Raw genomic sequence first — 18,090 nt, 5'->3', positions numbered from 1 at the left:
GAACTGAGCGCACTGACAATTTCCGGGCAAACAGACAAGAACGATTCAGGCTTCGCGGTCGCGCATCGGGAAAACACCTCCTGGACGGCACAGCTCAGAGACTGGCGTTGCAATTCGCATTCAGGGTTCACCAGCCATCGGGGGAAGGCACCTCCGGTAAGAGGCACACGGTTGGACGGAACACGAATTCAGCCCTCGTGGAGGGCTCACCGCCGGGAAGTCGGTGAGTGCGATGATACCGGTAAGCGATAACAGCACCACAGCGGATACCACCAGACCCGAACGACCCGAGAGACCGGAGGAGGCCGAGCCCGATGCCCGACAACGGACACGCGCACGGTGAACCGACGGACTCCCATCGCGGGGTACCCACACCCTCTCATGATCACGCGCCGAAGTTCCAAGATTCTTCCGGGGATACCCGCGGTGTTTCACAAAACGCGACCACCCGGTCGCAGGGTGTCGGCAAACGGCTCGGTCAGTTGATTTCCGGCAATCCCGTGCGGTCGTGGGATCTGTGGACCAAGCCGCGGGCGATGATCGTTTTCCTGTTTTCCTGGGAAGCGCTTGCCGTCGGCCTGCTGACGTTCGGGATCATCACCGGCGGGCCCACCACGGCCCTGGACTGGGCCCGATTCGGCATCCTCGCCGTGTGCGCCACAGTGCACATCCAGCTCACGCGCCGGCAGGAGGAGCGGCGGCGCAACCGCGTGACGGCCGTCCACATCGACCTGTCGGGAATCTGGGTGTTCCCCGGCGCGCTGCTGCTGCCGATCCACTTGACACTGCTGCTGATCGTCATCGTCCGGGTGCAGCGGTGGTTCAACTCGCGGCGGCCGCCGCACAAGTTCGTGTTCACCTCGTTCACGCACGCCGTTTCGGCCCTGGCGGCGCACGAGCTCTACCAGACGTTCGCCTCGGCGGAGCTGGAGAACCTCACGCCGAACAACTCGCTGAAGCTCTTCGGCATCCTCATGCTGGTCGGCTTCTGCTACGCGGCACTGCAGGCGATCGTCATCGGCAGCCTGCTCGCACTGGGCGGAACTTCCGCGCCGACGCTGAGCAACGTGCTGGGCACGAAGGACGACAACCTGCTGGAGCTCTCGACCATCGGGCTCGGCACCATCGCCACGATCCTGCTGGTGAACTTCCCGCCGGCGATCGTGATCCTGGTGCTCATCACCGTGCTCGGCAACCGGCTCGCCGAGATCAACCAACTGCAGTCCGAGGCCCGCACCGACCCGAAGACCGGCATCTTCAACGTGCGCGGGTGGTCCGAATCAGCCGATCGCGCCCTCGCCCGCGCCGCGCGCGGCAACGAAATGGTGGCCCTGCTGATGATCGACCTCGACCACTTCAAGTGGGTCAACGACACCTACGGCCACCCCGCCGGCGACGACGTCCTGCGCACGGTGGCCCAGACCCTCGACGACATCACGCGCCCCAAGGACATCATCGGCCGCTTCGGCGGCGAGGAATTCCTGATCCTGCTGCCGGACGTGGACCAAACGGCCGCCAAGGTGACGGCCGAACGGATCCGGACCGCGATCGCCGACCAGCAGATCGTGACCACCGACAAACGCGGCGGACGCGCCCGCATCACCGGTCGGACCACCTCGATCGGAGTAGCGCTGCTCGGGCCGAACGGAGCGACCGTGGAACAGTTGCTGCACGCGGCCGACGCCGCGGTGTATGCCGCCAAGGAAGGCGGCCGGAATCAAGTCCGGTTCGCCGACGCGGATCCACCACCCCGCGTGGCCTGAGTGAAATCATCGCCGCCCCCAATTTCGATTAATCTCGTTCGACGAACGGTTCCCGGAAACGGACGGGTGAATTCACCCTCAGCTCGCACTCCGTGACCGGAAGTCGCGAAAAAGGGTCTGTGATGCAATTCACCACCCCCTGAAATATGGTGCGCGGCCCGAACCCCGGGAGATCCCCCGCCCCTTCCGGGGGTCATCCCCATGCCGCCGCCCGGGCGGGGCTGGCACCCTTGAGCGCATGCCCGCCACCGACGAGCGTCCTCCGGCCGCCGCGCGCGTCCGCCGTCCCTGGTCGACGTCGGGCTGGCTGCTGCTGGTGCTCTTCGTCGTCTTCGGCTTCGGGCTCATCGCCTCGCGCCCGGCGTCGCCGCCGGACCAGGGGCCGCCGACGGGCGACGTGCTGGCCGCGCAGAACGCCATCGCCGCGCTGACCCACCCCGGCCCGCAGCCGACGGCGCTCGCGCTCCTGCCGAAGGACTTCACCGCCGCCAGCGGCGTGACGCCCGGCGCGATGCAGGCGCGCGACGGGACCGTTCGCGCCGTCCACGTCGACGGCGGGTGCTCCACCCCGTGGGGCGACGACAACACCAAGTGGGACTACGCGGTGCCGTGCAAGGCCCACGACCTGGGCTACGACCTCCTGCGTTACGCGGACAAAAAGGGCCACCCGCTCGACCAGAGCGTGCGGGCCTCGCTCGACGCACGGCTGTCGCAGGACATGCACCACGCGTGCGTGGTGAACCCGATGGGCTCGGCGGGCACCTGCCAGGTCGTCGCCACTCTCTACTCCGCCGGGCTCGTCGTGAACTCGTGGCACCAACGCTGGGGACCGCCGGTCGCCGACCCGATCGGGCCGATGGTCGCCAGCGTCCTGGTGATCGGCTGCCTGCTCGTATTCCGGCTGCGCGGCTGGCACACGGCCCGGCGCACCACGCCGCGGCCCGCTCGCGCCGCCACCGGTCCCCCGACGCGCTGGGCCGTGCTCGGCGCCCCCTCGGCCGTGCTGCTCGTGCTCGGCGAATCGGCCACGGCACTGGCCGACTGGGCGGGCGCGCCCGAGTCCGCGTGGTGGCCGCTGACCTGGCTCGCGCAGCTCACACCACTGCTGTTCTTCGCGGGCGGCTACGCGAACGCCACCGGCTGGCCGGCCGAACGCGACCGGGGCTACCGCCACTACCTCGCCGAACGCGCGAGCCCGCTGCTGCGGCCCGCGTTGATCTTCGCCGTGGTCGCCCTGCTCGTCCCGCTCGCGCTGGAGCTACTCGGCATCCCCGCCGGCACGAACGCGACGGTGATGCGGATCGCGCTGCACCCGCTGTGGCTGCTGGGCGTGTACCTGCTGACGATCGTCTGCGCGCCCGCGCTGCTCGCGCTCTACCGCCGCACGCGCCTGTGGTCGGTGGCCGGGCTGCTGGCGCTCGTCGTCGCGGGCGAGGCCACCGCGGCGTGGTCCGGCTCGCCGCTGCCGGGTTACGGCGCGACGCTGGCGCTCGCGCTGCTGGCCCAGCAGGTCGCGTTCGCCCACGCCGACGGCGTGCGCCTGCCCCGGCCGGCGCTGGCCGGTGCCGCCGTGGCCGGGGTGGGCGGGCTGGCCGTGGCCACCTTCGCGCTCGGCGCGTCGCCGATCCTGCTGGGCAGCCCGGGTGCGCCGGCCGCGTTGTCGGCGCCGCCCTGGGAGGTCCTGCTGCTCGGCGTGACCCAGCTCGGTCTGGCGGGGCTGCTCGGCGGACGGCTGGTGCGCGTCGCGGCGCGGCCGCGGGTCAGCCGTGCGGCCGGGTTCGTGCTGCGGGCGCCGATGAGCCTGTACCTCGCGTTCCTGGCGGCGATGCTGCTGCTCGTCGCCGTCGTCTACCTGCCCGGACCGATCGCCGACGGGCTGAGCTGGCTCGTGAAACCGCGCACCGCGATGGCGATCGCGCTGCTGCTCGTGCCGGCGGGCCTGGTGTTCTGGTGGTTCGAACGCCACCCCCGCGGCCACGGCGAACCCGCGCCGCCCCCGCCGAGACCGCGCACGGCCACCGGCTGGCGGCCGGTGCTGCTCACCAGAGCGGCCGCCGCGTTCGGCATCGGCTACGCGACGCTGGGCGTGTTCGGGCTCGCGCTGGCGCGCTTCGGCGACGTCGCCGCCGACGCCGACTTCCTCGGCCTGCACCTCGACCCCGTGCAGAGCCTCGTGCACCTGCTGCTCGGCGTGCTCCTGCTGCACACCGTCCGCACGGGCGCCACCGCGTCGGCCGGCACGTGGTTCGTGTGCGCGCTCGCGTGCGCGCCGGCGCTGATGGTGTCGGCGGCCGGCGCGCCGACCGTGGTCCTGCACGCGGCGACAGCGGTGTTCGCCCTGGTCGCGGCCGTTTCGTGCCTGATTCCCGCACGCCGCGCTGCGAGCGTGACTTCTTGACGAGAAACTCGAACGGGGACACGCACACCGCCGGTCGGGCGAACCTGGCCGGAGTGGCGGACCATGGGTGGTGCAGGCCACACCAGCCGGGGGAGGTGCGGACCCGCCGCAACCCCGCCCCGGCACCATGCGTCTTCAAGGTCCGGGGAACCGGACAGTGATGGGCAGAAGGACGAGAAGAAGAAGGAGCGGACCGCGTGGATCACCCGCCTCGGAACGGGCAAGGTGGCCGACGCCCCGCCCGCCCCTGGCAGGACCCGCCGGGGAGCGCGAGCGGACGCCGGATGCCGCCACCTGCGCGTGACCGGGCGGAACCGCGCGGCCCCCGAGACGCCGAGCACCGGCCGTCGCGTCCGCCGCAGCGCCGATCCGGGCCTCCGCCGCGGCGCTCGAGCCGGCGGGGCTCACACCGGGGCGCGAAGATCACCCTCGCCGTGGTGTCGCTGCTGGTCATGGCCTTCACCGGCTACGCGTGGGCGTCGCTGCAGGGCCTGGTCAACGGCTTGAACTACGCCGACGTGATCAACCCGCAGTCGGGCGGCGACCAGCCCGCCGACGGCGCACGCGACATCCTCCTGGTCGGCCTCGACAGCCGCACCGACGCGCAGGGCAACCCGCTCTCCGCGCAGCTGCTCGCCCAGCTGCGCGCGGGCGAGGCCGACGGTGAGCTCAACACCGACTCGCTGATCTTCGTGCACATCCCGAACGACGGCAGCAAGGCCGTCGCGATCTCGCTGCCGCGCGACTCCTACGTGAACATCCCCGGCTACGGCGAGCACAAGATCAACTCCGCGTACGCCCGCGCGATGCTCCAGGCCCGCAAGGACCTGCAGCAGCAGGGCGTGACGGACCCGAAGGAGCTCGACGTCAAGGCCAACCAGGCCGGCGCGAAAGAGCTGATCAGCACCGTCGAGGCGCTCACCGGCTCGACGATCGACAACTACGCGGCCATCAACCTGCTCGGCTTCAGCGATATCACGCAGGCCATCGGCGGCGTCGACGTGTGCCTCAACAACAACGTCGACGACTCCTACTCCGGCGCGAAGTTCACCAAGGGCGTGCACACGATCTCCGGGGTGCAGGCGCTGGAGTTCGTCCGGCAGCGCCACGGCCTGCCGCGCGGCGACCTCGACCGGGTGGTGCGCCAGCAGGTGTTCATGGCCGGCATGGCGCGCAAGGTGCTCTCGGCCGGCACGCTCACCGACCCGGGCAAGCTCAACGCGCTCATCGACGCCATCAAGAAGTCGGTGGTCCTCAACCAGAACTGGGACATCTTCAGCTTCGCCCAGCAGATGAAGGGCCTCACCGGCGGGCAGCTCGAGTTCCGCACGATCCCGGTCGAGGACGTCGCGTACAAGACGCCCAGCGACGGCGACGCCATCAAGGTCGACCCGCAGGCCGTGAAGAAGTTCGTGCAGGGCCTCGCCGGTCCGCAGCCCGGGCAGCAAGCCGCGGCACCGCCGGCGAACGACGCGAACAAGGGCATCACGGTCGACGTCCGCAACGCCTCGGGCCGCACGGGCCTGGCGGCGAGCGTGTCGAAGCAGCTCAGCGACAAGGGCTTTACCGCGGGCGACACGGCCAACGCGACCTCGCGCAAGACCACCGTGATCTGGGTGCCCTCCGGCGGCGAGGACTCCGGCAACGCCGTGGCCGACGCCCTCGGCACCAAGGCCACGGTGCAGGAGGACAAGAGCGTCGACGCCGGTCACGTGATGGTGTTCCTCGGCTCGGACTACCAGCCGAGCACCGACAACGCCGGCTCCGGCGCACCGGCCGGCTCGGCCAACGCGCCCGCGTCTTCGCCCGCGGCGCCCCCGCCGGCCGCCGGTGACGACCAGAAACCGATCACCGCCAACGGCGTTCCCTGCGTCAACTGACCTGTTCAGCGCACTGCGGTTCGTCCGTTCGGAGCAGTCTGCGAAATCGTCACCAAAGACTTGGCCGAAACCGCGTAAGGAAAAGCGCACTGCCCACTTTCATACACGTGAGACGCGCACGCGTTCGCAGTCACGAGAGCGGACGCCGCGTGTGAGAGCGTGAGCAGGGCAGGGGACGAGGAAGTGGTGATCGACGCTGAGCACTACCAGCGGATACTCGGTGACGAGCTCCGCAAGCTCCGGCGCAGGCGAGGGTGGACGCGCAAGGAGCTGAACACGCATCTGCAGAGTGAGATCTCCCTGCAGACGCTGGCGACGTACGAGCTGGGCACACGGCAGTGTTCCGTGGTGCGCCTGGTCGAGCTGTGCGTCGCGATGGACGAGCTGCCCCAGGACCTGCTGGCCAAGGTGCACCGGCGGGTGTTCGTGGAAGAGCCGGGACGCGTGCGGGTGGACCTGCGGCGAGTGGTGGCCGAGGCCTCGCCCGAACTGCTGCCGCTGCGCCGCTGGGCCGAGGACCGGCTGCGCCGCGGCGACCCGGGAGCCGGCGCGACCACGTTGAGCTCGAGCCCGGCCGAAGTGTCGCTCGACCTGCCCGCGCTCGAGCGGATGGCCGAGCTGTGCGACCTGCCGGTCGTCGACCTGATCAGCCACCTGCGCAAACTCGCGCCCGCCTGAGCCGCGGGCGGAGCCGACCCGGACCGTTTCGCCGGTCCCGGCCGGGGGCTTTCGCGTTGTCGAGGGTCGCGAAAGCCCCCGCCACCCCTCATCCCTGACCCGAGCACGCCCACCGTCGTCCGTGGGCTTGTTCGGCGCGCGCTCCTACCCTCCCCACAAGCTACGAAGGGGACTTTCGCGCCTCCTCCCCTGCCGCGAAAGTCCCCTTCGTACCCCTCGTTCGTCAGCCCAGCAGTTCGTAGTCCTCCCGCCGGACCGTGCGGGTGTCGAGCCAGTACCGCCACGTGAAGCCGGGCCAGATGGTGCGGTTCACGCCCTTCGCGTCGAGGTACCAGCTCTTGCAGCCGCCCCGCGTCCAGATGCCCTTCGCGAGCTTGCGCTGTACGTCGGTGTTGAACGCTTCCTGCACCTGCGGCCGCGGGTCGATCGCGCGGTCGCCGGCCAGCCGCAGCGCCTGCGCGATGTAGGAGATCTGGGACTCGATCATGAACACCACGGAGTTGTGGCCGAGGCCGGTGTTCGGGCCGAGCAGGAAGAACAGGTTCGGGAAGCCGTTGACGGTGATGCCGAGGTGCGTGCGCATCCCCTCCGTCGCCCACTCTTTGGCCAGGTTGCGCCCCTCGCGCCCGACGATCTCGAGCGTGTCGAACGCGTCGGTGACGTGGAAGCCGGTCCCGTAGATGATCACGTCGACCTCGTGCTCCACGCCGGCCGCGTCGACCACGCTGTGCTCACGGACCTCGGCGACGCCTTCGGTGACCACGTCGACGTTGTCCCTGGCCAGGGCCGGGTAGTAGTCGTTGGAGATCAGCACGCGCTTGCAGCCCATGGTGTAGCCGGGCGTCAGCTTGGCGCGCAGGGCCGGATCGGCCACGGCCTGGTCGATGTTGCGCTTGGCGATCCGCTGGCCGAGCTGCATCACCCACGGCTGGCCGTTGAAGCCGATGGCCCGGGCTTCGAGCATCCAGTAGAGGACGTCGCGGTAGGCGCGTTGCGCGAGCGGTAAGGCTTTGAAGAGGCCGCGGGCCCAGCCGGGCATGTCGTGGTCGGCCTTCGGCATGACCCACGGCGGGGTGCGCTGGAAGAGCGTGAGCTGCTCGACCTGGCCCACGATCTGCGGCACGAACTGCACCGCGCTCGCGCCCGTGCCGATCACGGCGACGCGCTTGCCGGCGAGGTCGACGCCGTGGTCCCACTGCGCGGAGTGGAAGGCCAGGCCGGCGAAGTTCTCGATGCCGGGCAGGTGCGGGATCTGCGGCCGGTGCAGCGCGCCGACGCCCGCGACCAGGGCCTTGGCGACGAACTCGTCGCCCGACTTGGTGCTGACGTGCCAGCGGTTCTCGTCGGCGTCCCAGCGCGCGCCGGTCATCTCCTGGCCGAAGCGCAGGAAGCGGCGCAGGCCGTACTTCTCCGTGACGCCGCGCAGGTAGCTCCAGATCTCGGGCTGCGGCGAGTAGGCGCGCGACCAGCCGGGGTTCTGCTCGAAGGAGAACGAGTACATGTGCGACGGGATGTCGCAGGCGCAGCCGGGGTAGCTGTTGTCGCGCCAGGTCCCGCCGACGTCGTCGGCCTTCTCGAGGATCACGAAGTCCTCGCGGCCGTCCTTGCGCAGCTGGATGGCCATGCCCAGGCCGGAGAACCCGGTCCCGACCACGATCACCCGGTCTCGGTGCGGTTGCCCATGCGCCCTCCCGTTTAGTGTTACCCGAAGTCCATCCTACTTAGAGTAGGTTACCGGCGGTAGAGTGTTGCCGTGACCACCGCGAAACGCAAGCGCGTGCCCCGGGCCGAGCGCGAACGGCAGATGATCGAGGTCGCCGAGCGGGTGTTCACCGAGCGCGGCTACGGCGCGGCGTCGATGGACGAGATCGCCGAGCTCGTGGGCGTGTCGAAGCCGATGCTGTACGAGTACTTCCACTCCAAGGAAGGCCTGCTGCTGGCGTGCATCCGCCAGTCGCGGGCGGCGCTGCGCGAGGCGGCCGAGCAGGCGACGGTGGGCGCGGCGTCCGCCGAGGACGCGCTGCGGCGCGGGCTGCTGGCGTTTTTCGTCTTCATCCGCGAGCGCCGGGAGGCCTGGTCGCTGCTGCGGCACGAGATGGCGTTGATCGGCACGCCGGCGGCCGACGAGATCGAGCAGACGCGGCGGCAGCAGACGGACCTGATCGTGGCGGTGATGAGCGAGTACTTCGACGACGAGCTCCGCGCCGAGGCGTCGGCCGAGTTCGTGGTCGGCGCGTGCGAGCGTCTCGCGATCTGGTGCGAGCGGTTCCCGGACGTGACTCCCGACATAGCGACCGACTACGCAATGGACATGCTCTGGTCCGGACTGTCACGACGCGCCCGCTGACGTGCGCGTGAACATGCACGCGCACTAGGCCATTCGGTCGTCACTCAGTGCGAATCCCCTCTCGTGTCTTGTGACACAGAGTTTCTTTACGGTATCGAGAACCCTGTAGAAAGACTGATGGACAGTCGCGGGTTGCGCGGGGGCGCAGAAATCGCGTCATGAGTGTGCGGTGGCCGAGTCTCGGCCAGTGACGCATGCTGATGGCGAGAGGGGTGAGGTAGTGGTGGAGACGATCACAGCGACGTACGCGCACGAGAACGACGACTGGACGATCACCGTCAGCGGCCGTGGCGGGGAACGGACCGCGAAGGCGCCGGGCATCATCGCCGCGCGTGACCGCGCGGACCAGCTCGTCGACGAGCTCGCCCCGGACGGGCGACCCACGGTCGTGCACCTGCTCAACGGGAGCGCCCTGGAGTTCACGAGCTCGTACATGGCCGCGCGGCTCACCCTGCCGGACATCGAGCCGCTGGAGGTGCCGCCGTCGGGGTCTTCGAAGCCGGCTGCCGCTCCCGCTGCGGCCAAGCCTCAGCTCCCGCCGAGCAAGCAGCTGCCGAAGGAAGTCGAAGACCGCAAGGCCGAGGAGACGCCCGCCGTCCCCACCTCGAAGCCGACGGTCTCCCCGCGCGCCTGACACTCGCCGCTTCGTCGATACGTTTGAGCGGGCCCGGTTCCCCGGGCCCGCTCAAACGTGTGGGTGGATCAGCGGAACAGCTTGCGGACCAGCAGCGCCAGGATCAACGCCCCCACGCCGATGAGCGGGTACTTGACCTTGGGGTCGTCCAGCTTCGCGCGGATGCCGTTCTTGGCCTGGTCCGCGAGCTTCTGGGGGTTGGCCTTGGTGCCCAGCTGGTCGAGCGTCGCCGCCAGCGCCGTCCTGGCCTGCTCGATCTCACGCTCGATGGTCTCGGGGTCGCGAGCCACGTGCCCTCCTCGCCGCGTCGGACTGTAGGCGCCCACGTTAGAGGACGACACCCCCACCACCGCCACTGACCACGCCGAGCCACCCCGAACGTGGCGCGCGCTACGATTCTCCCGGCTTTCCCGGGGCCGTAGCCCAATTGGCAGAGGCACACGGTTTAGGTCCGTGCCAGTGAGAGTTCGAGTCTCTCCGGCCCCACAACCCCGAAACATCGGTAGTCCCTTCGAGCCTCTTGACCTGCGGATTTACGGCTCGAAGGGGTTACCGATCGAAACTCGCGAAGGGTGACACGACACGAACGCCACACCCGGCAAGCCTGACTCGGCCCACGGCACAGGCGTCGGATGTCGTGCTGGACTCCTGAGTCCTACCGCGAGCGCAACACCCAGATGTCGGTGTCGTTCACCGCGACGAGGTCGGTATCGCCGGCACCGTCCACATCGGCCGTGAGGGTGTCCCTCGTGCCGGAGAACGAGCCCGCGTACCACACTTCGGGCGCGGAATAGCCTGCACCGGTGGAGCGCATGACCCGCACGTCGGTGTCGTTGACGGCGATGAGGTCGGCCTTGCCGTCGGCATCGATGTCCCCGGTGAAGGTTTTCTTGGTGCCGTGGAACGGCGTGGTCGACCACTGCTGCGGCAGGGTGACGTGCCAGCGGGTCTCCGTGGTGGCGGGCACCACGCGCGTACCGCCCGAGTCGACGAGGATGCAATCGGCCAGGCCGTCACCGGTCGCATCCGCCGCCAGTGTCGCCTTCTCTCCGCGGAGGGTGTCCGGACCCCACGCTGTCAATGGCAGCATCGTGGTGCCGTTCGACCTGGCCGCCAGTGCTGGGGTCCCGGCGGACAAGCCGATCACGTCGGTGTCCCCGTCGCCGTCCAGGTCCGCCGTCAGGTTCGCCTGGTCGCCGGCGATGTTGTTGTCCAGCCACTGTGTGGGGAACTCGAACCGTTCGTCGCCGGGGTAGTAGATGCGCGACCTCGCCACGAAGATGCCCCGCACGCTCGGGGTCGCAATCGTGTGCGGCCGGACCGTGATGGCGTCCGCGCGGCCGTCGTTGTCCACGTCGCCGAGGAAGTGTCCGTAGTACGGACTGTCGTCGAGGCTGTTCGCGCACAGGCTCCAATCCTGCTGCGGCTGGAAGCCCGAGCCGGTCGACAGCTTCACGTAGCACGCGTTCTGGAAGGCGTTGAAGCCGGCGAGGTCGTCCTTGCCGTCGCCGTTGACGTCCCCGGCCCTCACCGCGACCTGCGCGGTGAACGGTCCGGTCGACCACTGCTCCGGCGCGCCGGACGCCACCGCCGGCGTGGTGAGGGTCAAGGGCAGCAGACCGGCGACAGCCACGATTCGGTCTGGACCATGCGGATCGCCTACGGACACGTTCACGGGGCCGACTCACCGAGCAGGCCTGGTGGGTAGGTCGAGGAATGCCAGCAGCCGCAGGACTCCGGCCAGGTGGTCGAGGTCGTGCCAGAGCGCGATCACGTCGTGTGGTCCGCGCTGGGCCGCGGCTGTCACTTCGGCAAAGTCGTCGGTGCTCTGGCCGCAGTCGAGGTGCGCCAGGCCAAAGTAGGAACCGAAGTTGATCGCCGTTACTCTCGCGGCATGAGCGAGGAGATGAAGCTCGCGGAGGCACTGGCGCTGCGTGCTGACGCGGCAAAGCGGATCGAGCAGCTGCGCACACGGATCGTCGCGAGCGCCCGCTACCAGGAAGGCGAGCCACCGTCCGAGGACGCGGCCGAGCTGCTCACCGAGGCCGGGACCGTCCTCACCGAACTCGAGACGTTGATCCGCCGCATCAACCGGACCAACGCGCAGACCCCGTTCGGCGACGGCACCGTCACCGACGCCCTCGCCCGCCGCGACGTGCTGCGCCTGCGCCACTCCGTGCTCACCGCAGCGGCCGACGCCGCGGCTGGGCGCGGGCAGGCGATGGGGCGCCAGCTGCGGTCCGAGCTGAGGCAGCTGGCCGCCCTCCCGGTGGCCGACCTGCGCGAGCAGGCCGACCGCGTCGCCCTCGAACTGCGCCACCTCGACATCGACATCCAGCGCACCAACTGGGAGGCCGACCTCCTCCACTGACCGGCGGCACGGAAGCAGGTAACCGCCCCGGGGAAAGCGAGCACAAGCCGAGCCGGCGGCCAATCCGGCACCTGGCGCGTGGCGGGCAACGCAGGGGTTCGATTCCCCATTGGACAGCGCAGCCCAGCACCGCGCACAGGTGACCGCGCACGCGGCACACCTCACCACCACGTGCTGGTTCCCCGGGAAGGTGAGGGCGGGTAAGGGGTTTTCCGTGTCAGGACAGTGCCAGGCGGTCGGCGAGCCGGCATGGTGCATGGATGCGTGACTGACCGGGGGCAGGCAGGGCTTCTCCGGCTGCCCTCCCCGGCTACAACTGCCGTGTCATACGTCGATCTGCTCGAAGATGTGCGGGTACGACACGATGTCGTCTGGGAACTCCGCCGCCATGCGCTGGAACTCGGGGCTGCCGAACGCCGTGGCGAGAGCCGCGGTCGACTCCCAGACCGCGACGTTCATCAGAAGTCGGCTGTCCGCCGTTCCCTTGTGCATCTGCAGGGAGACGAATCCCGGCTGAGCCTTCATGAACTCCGCCTGCCTCCGAAAGAGGGCCAGGAACGCTTCAGCCCCCTCCTTCGGAACGAAGAAGGTGTTGACCAGGACGATGGGTCCGGTCTTCTCCTTGAACTGCGCGAACATCGGCGTACTCGGGTCCAGGCTCTGCAGCTTGGCCATTCTCGGCACTTCCTCTCGCTATCGGTCAGTGGGTATCGCTGGCGCCCGTGTCTTGACGACCGGGCCGGTGGGCCCCGCGGGCTCAAGTGAGGGCGGTGACCAGCAGGGCGAAGGCGGCGACGAGAACGCCGACGCGGGCGTAGTGGAAGCGGTCCCAGCGGTTCATCTGCTCCTTCCAGTCCGCGGGCCGGTTCTCGGGGGTCCAGGTCTTGCCCCGGTTGTTGATCGGGACGAGCAGCAGGACCGACATGAGCACGCTGACGATCAGCAGCGCGGCGCCGATGACGACGAGGCCGGTGCCCGGGTGCTGCCAGCCGGCGACGGCCCAGACGGCGCTCAGGACGAGCGAGCCGATGTACCAGAACGGCATGAGGGCGCCGAGCATCCGGCCCCCGTGGGCGCGGCCGAGCTGGCCGCTGTCGTCGGGGAGTCCGTCGAGGATGCGGTTGATGACGAAGGCGACGGAGAACTCCACCCCCACCATCAGGCCGACGACCACGGTGGTGAAGACCTCGAGTGCGCTGAGCATGGTGACCTTCCGGGGATCTAGTGTTGCTAGATGATGGAGCAACGCTAGTACTACTGCCGCTCGTTTGTCTAGCAGTGCTAGGCTCAACCCATGTCGGTACAGGAACGCAAGCAACGGGAACGGGCGGACCGCGAACGCCTCATCGTGGCGACGGCCCGCGAGGTCGCCGAGCAGCAGGGCTGGGACGCGGTCACCACCCGCCTGCTCGCCCAGCGCATCGAGTACAGCCAGCCGGTCCTCTACAGCCACTTCCGGGGCAAGCGCGAGATCATCGGCGCCGTGGCCCTCGAGGGCGCCACCGAGATGGCCGCGACGCTGCGGGCCGCGACCTCGGCCGCGGACGGCCCCCGCGCCCGGGTCACCGCCCTCGCCCGCGCCTACCTCGCCTTCGCCGAGCACAACCCCGCGGTCTACGACGCCATGTTCCAGCTCGACGGCGGCCTGACGTTCGCGAAAGACGACACCCCCGAGCCCCTGAAGGACGCCTTCGCCGCCCTGCTGGAGTGTCTCGGCGAGGTCGCCGGCCCCGGTGTCCACCCGGGACTGTTCACCGAGGTGTTCTGGGCGGCCCTGCACGGACTGGCCACCCTGACCCGAGCGGGACGGCTGCCACCGGAACACACCGAGAAGCGGGTGGAACTGCTGGTGGACCGGCTCGCCGTGCTCTGACGGACCGTGCGACTCGGTTCCCGCTTCGGGTTACTCATGCGCGCCATGCCCGTTTTTCGCTGCTTGGTTCCCGATTCTGCGGGAGCCAGGGCGGTCACACCTCAGTCCACATTGGTCAGTACGCACGCCCACCGAGCGTCGAAGACGGCGATTGTCTTCCTGAACCGCCGCACCCCATGATCACGGTGGCCTTTCGGGTTACCCGAACTCATCGCGAACCGGCGGCCAACGCCTGCCGGAGGTCGGCGGGATGCCGGATCCAGATGTCGATCGCGGTTCCTTCGGGATGCGCGAGCGTCAGGCAACCCTGGCGACCCGGACCCCACAGCGCCACCACCTCCGCGGCCCAGGATCGGTCGAACACCAGCGAGCCGACGCCACGTCCGCGGTCGCCTTCCCTGGGGTCCCACCTCAACCCCTCGCTCGACAACGACAATCGCCCGAGCAGCTCGCCGACCTCGTCGACCCTTCGCGCATGCCGTCCGGGCGCCGCGGCCCCCAGGAGCCGCGCCGCCACCACGGGCAACTGGGCCGGCCACGACGGCTCGGCCCCCGCGTCGCGCCGCCGTCGTTCCCACCGCCGTTCTCCCCGCACGACGACCGTCAACACCGCGTAGACCAAGACGAGCAACCCGAGCAGCACACTCACGGCGAGCACCCAGCCGATCTTGAACCCCAGCAACGCCGACAGCCCGGCCACGTACCCAACGCCGAGCAGCGCGCGGGTCCGGCGCCGGCGTTCCCGATCGCGGCCGTATCCGGTCATCCGGACCATCGTCGCAGGCGGTCAGTGCGTGCCGAGCCCGAGGACCACGCTCTCGGCAGCGATCGCCTCCCTGGGGTTCCGCCGGTGCCGGCCCGTCAACCCGTCGATCAGCAACCCGGTACCGTGCCGTACCGATGACCGCGAACCTCGCCCGGCCGGTGCTGTCCGGCAGCCGTGCCGTTGTGCGGGACGCCTGGGTGGGCCGGCAGGTGCGGTTGCGCGAAATCCGGCCCGACGACCGGCGGGCCCTGGTCGGGTTCGACCGCGACGGTGGCGGTGGTTACCGGCACTGGGCGACGCACCGGGCGGAGGTGGCCGGATCCGGCGGGGACCGCCACCTGGCGATCGAGACGCTGCACGGCCGGACGCTCGTCGGGTCGATCTGGGTCCGGACGGACCCCGCGGCGGGCCGGTTCAGCTACGGCGTCGGGATCGGCGCGCAGCACCGGCGATGCGGGTACGCCGAAGACGCCGTGACGACGCTGCTCGCCGCGATGTTCGGGCGGGCCCGCTACCGCAAGTGCGAGGTGAGCGTGCACGGCCGCAACTTCGCGTCGCTCGCCCTGCACGCCCGGCTCGGGTTCCGCGAAGAGGGCCGGGTGCGCGACACCGAGGCGCTCCACGGGCAGATCACGTACCCGGTGCTGATGGGCCTCAGCGCCGACGCGTTCGCCGCCCGGCACCGGGACGTCGACGCGGGCCCGTGGACGGGGCGGCACTCGCGAACCCGGCGGCGCGGGCGCCACTGGCGGACTCGCGTGCGGCACTGAGCCCGGCCGCCGGGAATCACGTCACGCTGAGTGACTACGTCTCGTCAGAGCCACAAGTGAACCCCTCCCCTCGCTCGGCGAGGACGACGTGGCGGGCCCGGCCGCCGAGCACCGGCGGCCGGGAAGGGGGCCACGTCAGCGGCCGCCCGTGTCCACGAGGTAGATCTGTTGCGTGGTGTCGCGTTGGCCCCGGGTGGCGTTACGGTCCGTGACGAAGGCCACGACGCCGGCGGAGACCGCGGGGTACGTGGCGTTGCCCGGTTTCGTGAGCTGGGCCGGGGCCGACCAGCCGGCCGGCGTGAGGCGCGACGTGAAGACCTTCCAGCGCCAGTCCGCGGCGCGGGAGTCGTACCAGACGGCGCGGACGGTGCCGTCCGGGTCGTGGCTCAGGCGGGGCCGCTGGCTCATCGCGGCCGGCTCGACCGCGAACGGCGTGGCGGCCGACCAGGTGCGGCCGTCGGTCGAGCGGGCCGAGCGCAGGGACAGGTTCGCGCCCGAGCTCTGGAGGGCGCCGCTGTCCCAGGCGACGACGAAGGCGCCCGAGTGGTCGACGGCCGCGCTCGGGTGGCGGTCGGCGCGGTCGGTGGCGGCGCTGACCTGCGCCGACGCGCCCCAGCCGCCGCGGGTGCCCGCGCGGGTGGTGGCCAGGATCTGCCAGTTGTCCGGGTCCGTGCCGCCCGACGCGGCCTGGCCGGCGGGCGGGGTGTGGCCCGTCCACAGTGGATCCGGGTCGTACCGGTCGTCTTGCCACGCAACGAGAATGCGGTCGCCGTGGCCCACCGCGACGGTCGGGAACACCGAGGCCGGGTAGCGCGGCGAGCGGGAGTCGACGGCCCGGTTGCCGGCGCTGACCGTCTTGCCCGCGGCCGACAGGTTGACCGGCTTCCGGTCGACACCGACGACCTGGGCGTAGACGTCGAACGCGCCGCTGGTGTTGTCGGCCCAGGTGACGACGGGCTGTCCGCCGGAAAGCAGTGCGATCGCCGGATGTATGGCCCGGCCGGTGCCCGCGTCCAGACGCACGGCGGGGCCGAAGAGCAGTCCGCCCGTGCTGCTGTGGCGCAGGTAGATCGCGGGGCGGTGCGGCTGTTCGTGGCCGCGCTCGTCCTGCCAGACCACCCACACGTCGCGCCCGGAAGCGGCGACGCGCGGGGCCGTGGCCGTGCCCGAGCCGCCGGAGAGCTCGACCTCGAAGAGCCCGAAGCCGCGACGGTCCACGCGCTTGTAGACGATCCGGCTGCGGCCGTCGGAGTGGCGCTGCGCCACCACGTGCACGTCGTTGCCGGTGACCGCGACGTCGGCGAACCCCGTGAACTCACCGGTCCCGCCGAGCACCGCCATCGCGTTGTCGTGCCCGGACTGCATGGCGGGCAACGGGATCTCCGGCGTGGGCGTGGCCACGCGGCCGACGGAGACGAAGACCGGCGAAGTCGCCGCGCGCAACTGGTCGGGCAGGGTCGGGTCGGCGTTCTGGCCGGACACGCCGCCGGGCGAGCGCACCTCGGCGCGGAACCACACGTGGTCACCGGACAGGCTCAACGGCAGCGTGCGCGTGTCGTCGGTGCCGCGTACGGTGGTGTCGAGCAGAGCCTGCGCCGAGCGGCCCGGGGAGCCGTACACGAGCAGCCGCGTGCCGGCGCCCTGGCGGACCCGCACCCGCAGCGAAGCGCGCTTCGGCAGCTTCCGGAAGCCGACCACGGTCTCGTCACCACCCATCGCCTCGAAGCGGCCATCGCCGTCGAGGTCGGCCTCGATCGTGACGAACGGGCCGGAAACGCCGGAGGACACCGAGGTGCGGCCGGCCTTCAGGCCGTCGAGGATCGCGCGGACGCTGCGGTCGGCGGCGAACACGCGGGTGGCCGGCTGGCCGGGACCGGCGATGTCCCACAGCTCGCGGAAGTGGCAGTCGCTGGCGGCGCTGACGCCGGTGACGAAGCCGCGGTTCCAGCGGTTCTCGGCGTACTCGATCTCCAGGTCGGGGTCCGAGGCGATGTTGAGCACCTCGATGTTGTGCACGCCCTGCACGCTGGCGTTGTCGTTGGGTCCGCCCGCGGCGCTGTACTCACCGTCGTCGGGATGGGCCACGTGCCACACCGCGTCCTGCGACCGAGCGTCCCAAATGGACTGCTGCACGTGCCGGAACGCCGCCGAGCCGGGCGGGTTCGCGCCGTCGACGACGTTGTCCACCGCGCCGAGCACGATCGCGTGCGGCGAGCCGTTCGCCTCTTCGCCGGGGATCAGCAGCAGCCGGTCGGAGGTCCACTGTGGATCCCAGTGCTGGTCGTACGTGCGGTGGTCGGTCAGCGGCAGGAAGTCCAGCCCGGTCTTCTCGGCCTGGCCGATCTGGTCGCCGACGGGCAGGTTGCCCGGCAGCGTCTGCTTCGACGTCTGGCGCGGCAGGCTGCCGTCGGACGAGTGGTCGTCGTGCACGTGTGTGTCGCCGACGAGCCACTGGCCCTGGGGTTCGCGGCTGCCACCGAAGGGAAAGCCGCCGAGCGGGAGTCCATGGGTCGCGGCGACGGCCGGCGTGGCCACGAGGCCGGACGCCGCGATCGCGCCGCCGGCCACCATGAACTGTCTTCGAGTGAGGCCCATCTCTGTCCTTCTTCC

General features: G+C 70.4%; 16 protein-coding genes, 1 tRNA gene and 1 pseudogene. 10 read left to right on the top strand and 8 right to left on the bottom strand.

The window, feature by feature from the left end; genetic code table 11:
- Nucleotides 1-536 precede the first annotated feature (536 nt).
- The 4 genes from AB0878_RS43905 to AB0878_RS43890 all read left to right on the top strand — a co-directional run bounded on the left by AB0878_RS43905 (nucleotide 537) and on the right by AB0878_RS43890 (nucleotide 6,719).
- Nucleotides 537-1,763, top strand: coding sequence for a GGDEF domain-containing protein (locus AB0878_RS43905; RefSeq protein WP_366588222.1), 1,227 nt, complete (start codon nucleotides 537-539; stop codon nucleotides 1,761-1,763).
- Nucleotides 1,764-2,001: 238 nt separating this feature from the next.
- Nucleotides 2,002-4,161, top strand: a complete 2,160-nt coding sequence (locus AB0878_RS43900) for a phospholipase A2 (protein ID WP_366588220.1) — start codon at nucleotides 2,002-2,004, stop codon at nucleotides 4,159-4,161.
- Nucleotides 4,162-4,613: 452 nt separating this feature from the next.
- Nucleotides 4,614-6,041, top strand: a complete 1,428-nt coding sequence (locus AB0878_RS43895) for an LCP family protein (RefSeq protein WP_366588310.1) — start codon at nucleotides 4,614-4,616, stop codon at nucleotides 6,039-6,041.
- Between the two features lie 183 nt (nucleotides 6,042-6,224).
- Nucleotides 6,225-6,719, top strand: a complete 495-nt coding sequence (locus tag AB0878_RS43890) for a helix-turn-helix domain-containing protein (RefSeq protein WP_366588308.1) — start codon at nucleotides 6,225-6,227, stop codon at nucleotides 6,717-6,719.
- A gap of 223 nt (nucleotides 6,720-6,942) precedes the next feature.
- Here the strand turns inward: AB0878_RS43890 and AB0878_RS43885 are convergent.
- Nucleotides 6,943-8,402: pseudogene (locus AB0878_RS43885) on the bottom strand (NAD(P)/FAD-dependent oxidoreductase).
- Nucleotides 8,403-8,472: 70 nt separating this feature from the next.
- Between AB0878_RS43885 and AB0878_RS43880 the strand changes: the two are divergent.
- Nucleotides 8,473-9,066 (top strand): TetR/AcrR family transcriptional regulator, encoded by a 594-nt coding sequence (locus AB0878_RS43880; protein ID WP_366588218.1) that lies wholly within the window; start codon nucleotides 8,473-8,475, stop codon nucleotides 9,064-9,066.
- 220 nt (nucleotides 9,067-9,286) lie between these two features.
- The gene (locus AB0878_RS43875) at nucleotides 9,287-9,700 is read left to right on the top strand and encodes a hypothetical protein (protein WP_366588216.1); all 414 of its coding nucleotides are present in this window, start codon (nucleotides 9,287-9,289) and stop codon (nucleotides 9,698-9,700) included.
- Between the two features lie 68 nt (nucleotides 9,701-9,768).
- Here the strand turns inward: AB0878_RS43875 and AB0878_RS43870 are convergent, their stop codons facing one another.
- Nucleotides 9,769-9,990: a DUF3618 domain-containing protein gene (locus AB0878_RS43870; protein WP_285972933.1), complete on the bottom strand. Its 222-nt coding sequence runs from the start codon at nucleotides 9,988-9,990 to the stop codon at nucleotides 9,769-9,771.
- A gap of 122 nt (nucleotides 9,991-10,112) precedes the next feature.
- On the opposite strand from AB0878_RS43870, the gene AB0878_RS43865 reads away from it, so the two are divergent.
- Nucleotides 10,113-10,186: transfer RNA gene (locus AB0878_RS43865), tRNA-Leu, on the top strand.
- 169 nt (nucleotides 10,187-10,355) lie between these two features.
- On the opposite strand, the gene AB0878_RS43860 is transcribed toward AB0878_RS43865, so the two are convergent.
- The gene (locus AB0878_RS43860) at nucleotides 10,356-11,333 is read right to left on the bottom strand and encodes a VCBS repeat-containing protein (protein ID WP_366588213.1); all 978 of its coding nucleotides are present in this window, start codon (nucleotides 11,331-11,333) and stop codon (nucleotides 10,356-10,358) included.
- Between the two features lie 51 nt (nucleotides 11,334-11,384).
- Nucleotides 11,385-11,507, bottom strand: coding sequence for a hypothetical protein (locus AB0878_RS43855; RefSeq protein WP_366588210.1), 123 nt, complete (start codon nucleotides 11,505-11,507; stop codon nucleotides 11,385-11,387).
- A gap of 87 nt (nucleotides 11,508-11,594) precedes the next feature.
- Between AB0878_RS43855 and AB0878_RS43850 the strand changes: the two genes are divergently transcribed.
- Complete coding sequence (locus AB0878_RS43850; protein ID WP_366588208.1) at nucleotides 11,595-12,071, top strand: DIP1984 family protein; 477 nt, start codon at nucleotides 11,595-11,597, stop codon at nucleotides 12,069-12,071.
- A gap of 324 nt (nucleotides 12,072-12,395) precedes the next feature.
- On the opposite strand, the gene AB0878_RS43845 is transcribed toward AB0878_RS43850, so the two are convergent.
- Complete coding sequence (locus tag AB0878_RS43845; protein WP_366588205.1) at nucleotides 12,396-12,746, bottom strand: antibiotic biosynthesis monooxygenase family protein; 351 nt, start codon at nucleotides 12,744-12,746, stop codon at nucleotides 12,396-12,398.
- 82 nt (nucleotides 12,747-12,828) lie between these two features.
- On the bottom strand, nucleotides 12,829-13,275 hold the full coding sequence (locus tag AB0878_RS43840) for a DUF1772 domain-containing protein (protein WP_366588202.1): 447 nt from the start codon (nucleotides 13,273-13,275) through the stop codon (nucleotides 12,829-12,831).
- A gap of 90 nt (nucleotides 13,276-13,365) precedes the next feature.
- On the opposite strand from AB0878_RS43840, the gene AB0878_RS43835 reads away from it, so the two are divergent.
- Complete coding sequence (locus AB0878_RS43835; protein ID WP_366588199.1) at nucleotides 13,366-13,944, top strand: TetR/AcrR family transcriptional regulator; 579 nt, start codon at nucleotides 13,366-13,368, stop codon at nucleotides 13,942-13,944.
- Nucleotides 13,945-14,152: 208 nt separating this feature from the next.
- Here AB0878_RS43835 and AB0878_RS43830 read toward each other — a convergent pair whose 3' ends face one another.
- Nucleotides 14,153-14,710 (bottom strand): hypothetical protein, encoded by a 558-nt coding sequence (locus AB0878_RS43830; RefSeq protein ID WP_366588197.1) that lies wholly within the window; start codon nucleotides 14,708-14,710, stop codon nucleotides 14,153-14,155.
- Nucleotides 14,711-14,919: 209 nt separating this feature from the next.
- Between AB0878_RS43830 and AB0878_RS43825 the strand changes: the two genes are divergently transcribed.
- The gene (locus AB0878_RS43825) at nucleotides 14,920-15,480 is read left to right on the top strand and encodes a GNAT family protein (protein WP_366588306.1); all 561 of its coding nucleotides are present in this window, start codon (nucleotides 14,920-14,922) and stop codon (nucleotides 15,478-15,480) included.
- A gap of 135 nt (nucleotides 15,481-15,615) precedes the next feature.
- Here AB0878_RS43825 and AB0878_RS43820 read toward each other — a convergent pair whose 3' ends face one another.
- Entirely contained in the window at nucleotides 15,616-18,075 is a 2,460-nt protein-coding gene (locus AB0878_RS43820) for a CehA/McbA family metallohydrolase (protein ID WP_366588195.1), read from the bottom strand.
- Nucleotides 18,076-18,090: the final 15 nt, after the last annotated feature.

This window comes from Amycolatopsis sp. NPDC047767, from assembly GCF_040704195.1.
Lineage (GTDB): Bacteria > Actinomycetota > Actinomycetes > Mycobacteriales > Pseudonocardiaceae > Amycolatopsis.
The sequence above is the reverse complement of the archived record's forward strand: the minus strand, read 5'-3'. Positions and strand labels throughout refer to the sequence as shown.

Excerpts from the sequence above, each read along its gene's own strand:
- AB0878_RS43820 (WP_366588195.1), bottom strand. The coding sequence starts at position 18,075 with ATGGGCCTCACTCGAAGACAGTTCATGGTGGCCGGCGGCGCGATCGCG.
- AB0878_RS43850 (WP_366588208.1), top strand. The coding sequence starts at position 11,595 with ATGAGCGAGGAGATGAAGCTCGCGGAGGCACTGGCGCTGCGTGCTGAC.
- AB0878_RS43835 (WP_366588199.1), top strand. The coding sequence starts at position 13,366 with ATGTCGGTACAGGAACGCAAGCAACGGGAACGGGCGGACCGCGAACGC.
- AB0878_RS43845 (WP_366588205.1), bottom strand. The coding sequence starts at position 12,746 with ATGGCCAAGCTGCAGAGCCTGGACCCGAGTACGCCGATGTTCGCGCAG.
- AB0878_RS43830 (WP_366588197.1), bottom strand. The coding sequence starts at position 14,710 with ATGACCGGATACGGCCGCGATCGGGAACGCCGGCGCCGGACCCGCGCG.
- AB0878_RS43895 (WP_366588310.1), top strand. The coding sequence starts at position 4,614 with ATGGCCTTCACCGGCTACGCGTGGGCGTCGCTGCAGGGCCTGGTCAAC.
- AB0878_RS43900 (WP_366588220.1), top strand. The coding sequence starts at position 2,002 with ATGCCCGCCACCGACGAGCGTCCTCCGGCCGCCGCGCGCGTCCGCCGT.
- AB0878_RS43840 (WP_366588202.1), bottom strand. The coding sequence starts at position 13,275 with ATGCTCAGCGCACTCGAGGTCTTCACCACCGTGGTCGTCGGCCTGATG.
- AB0878_RS43905 (WP_366588222.1), top strand. The coding sequence starts at position 537 with ATGATCGTTTTCCTGTTTTCCTGGGAAGCGCTTGCCGTCGGCCTGCTG.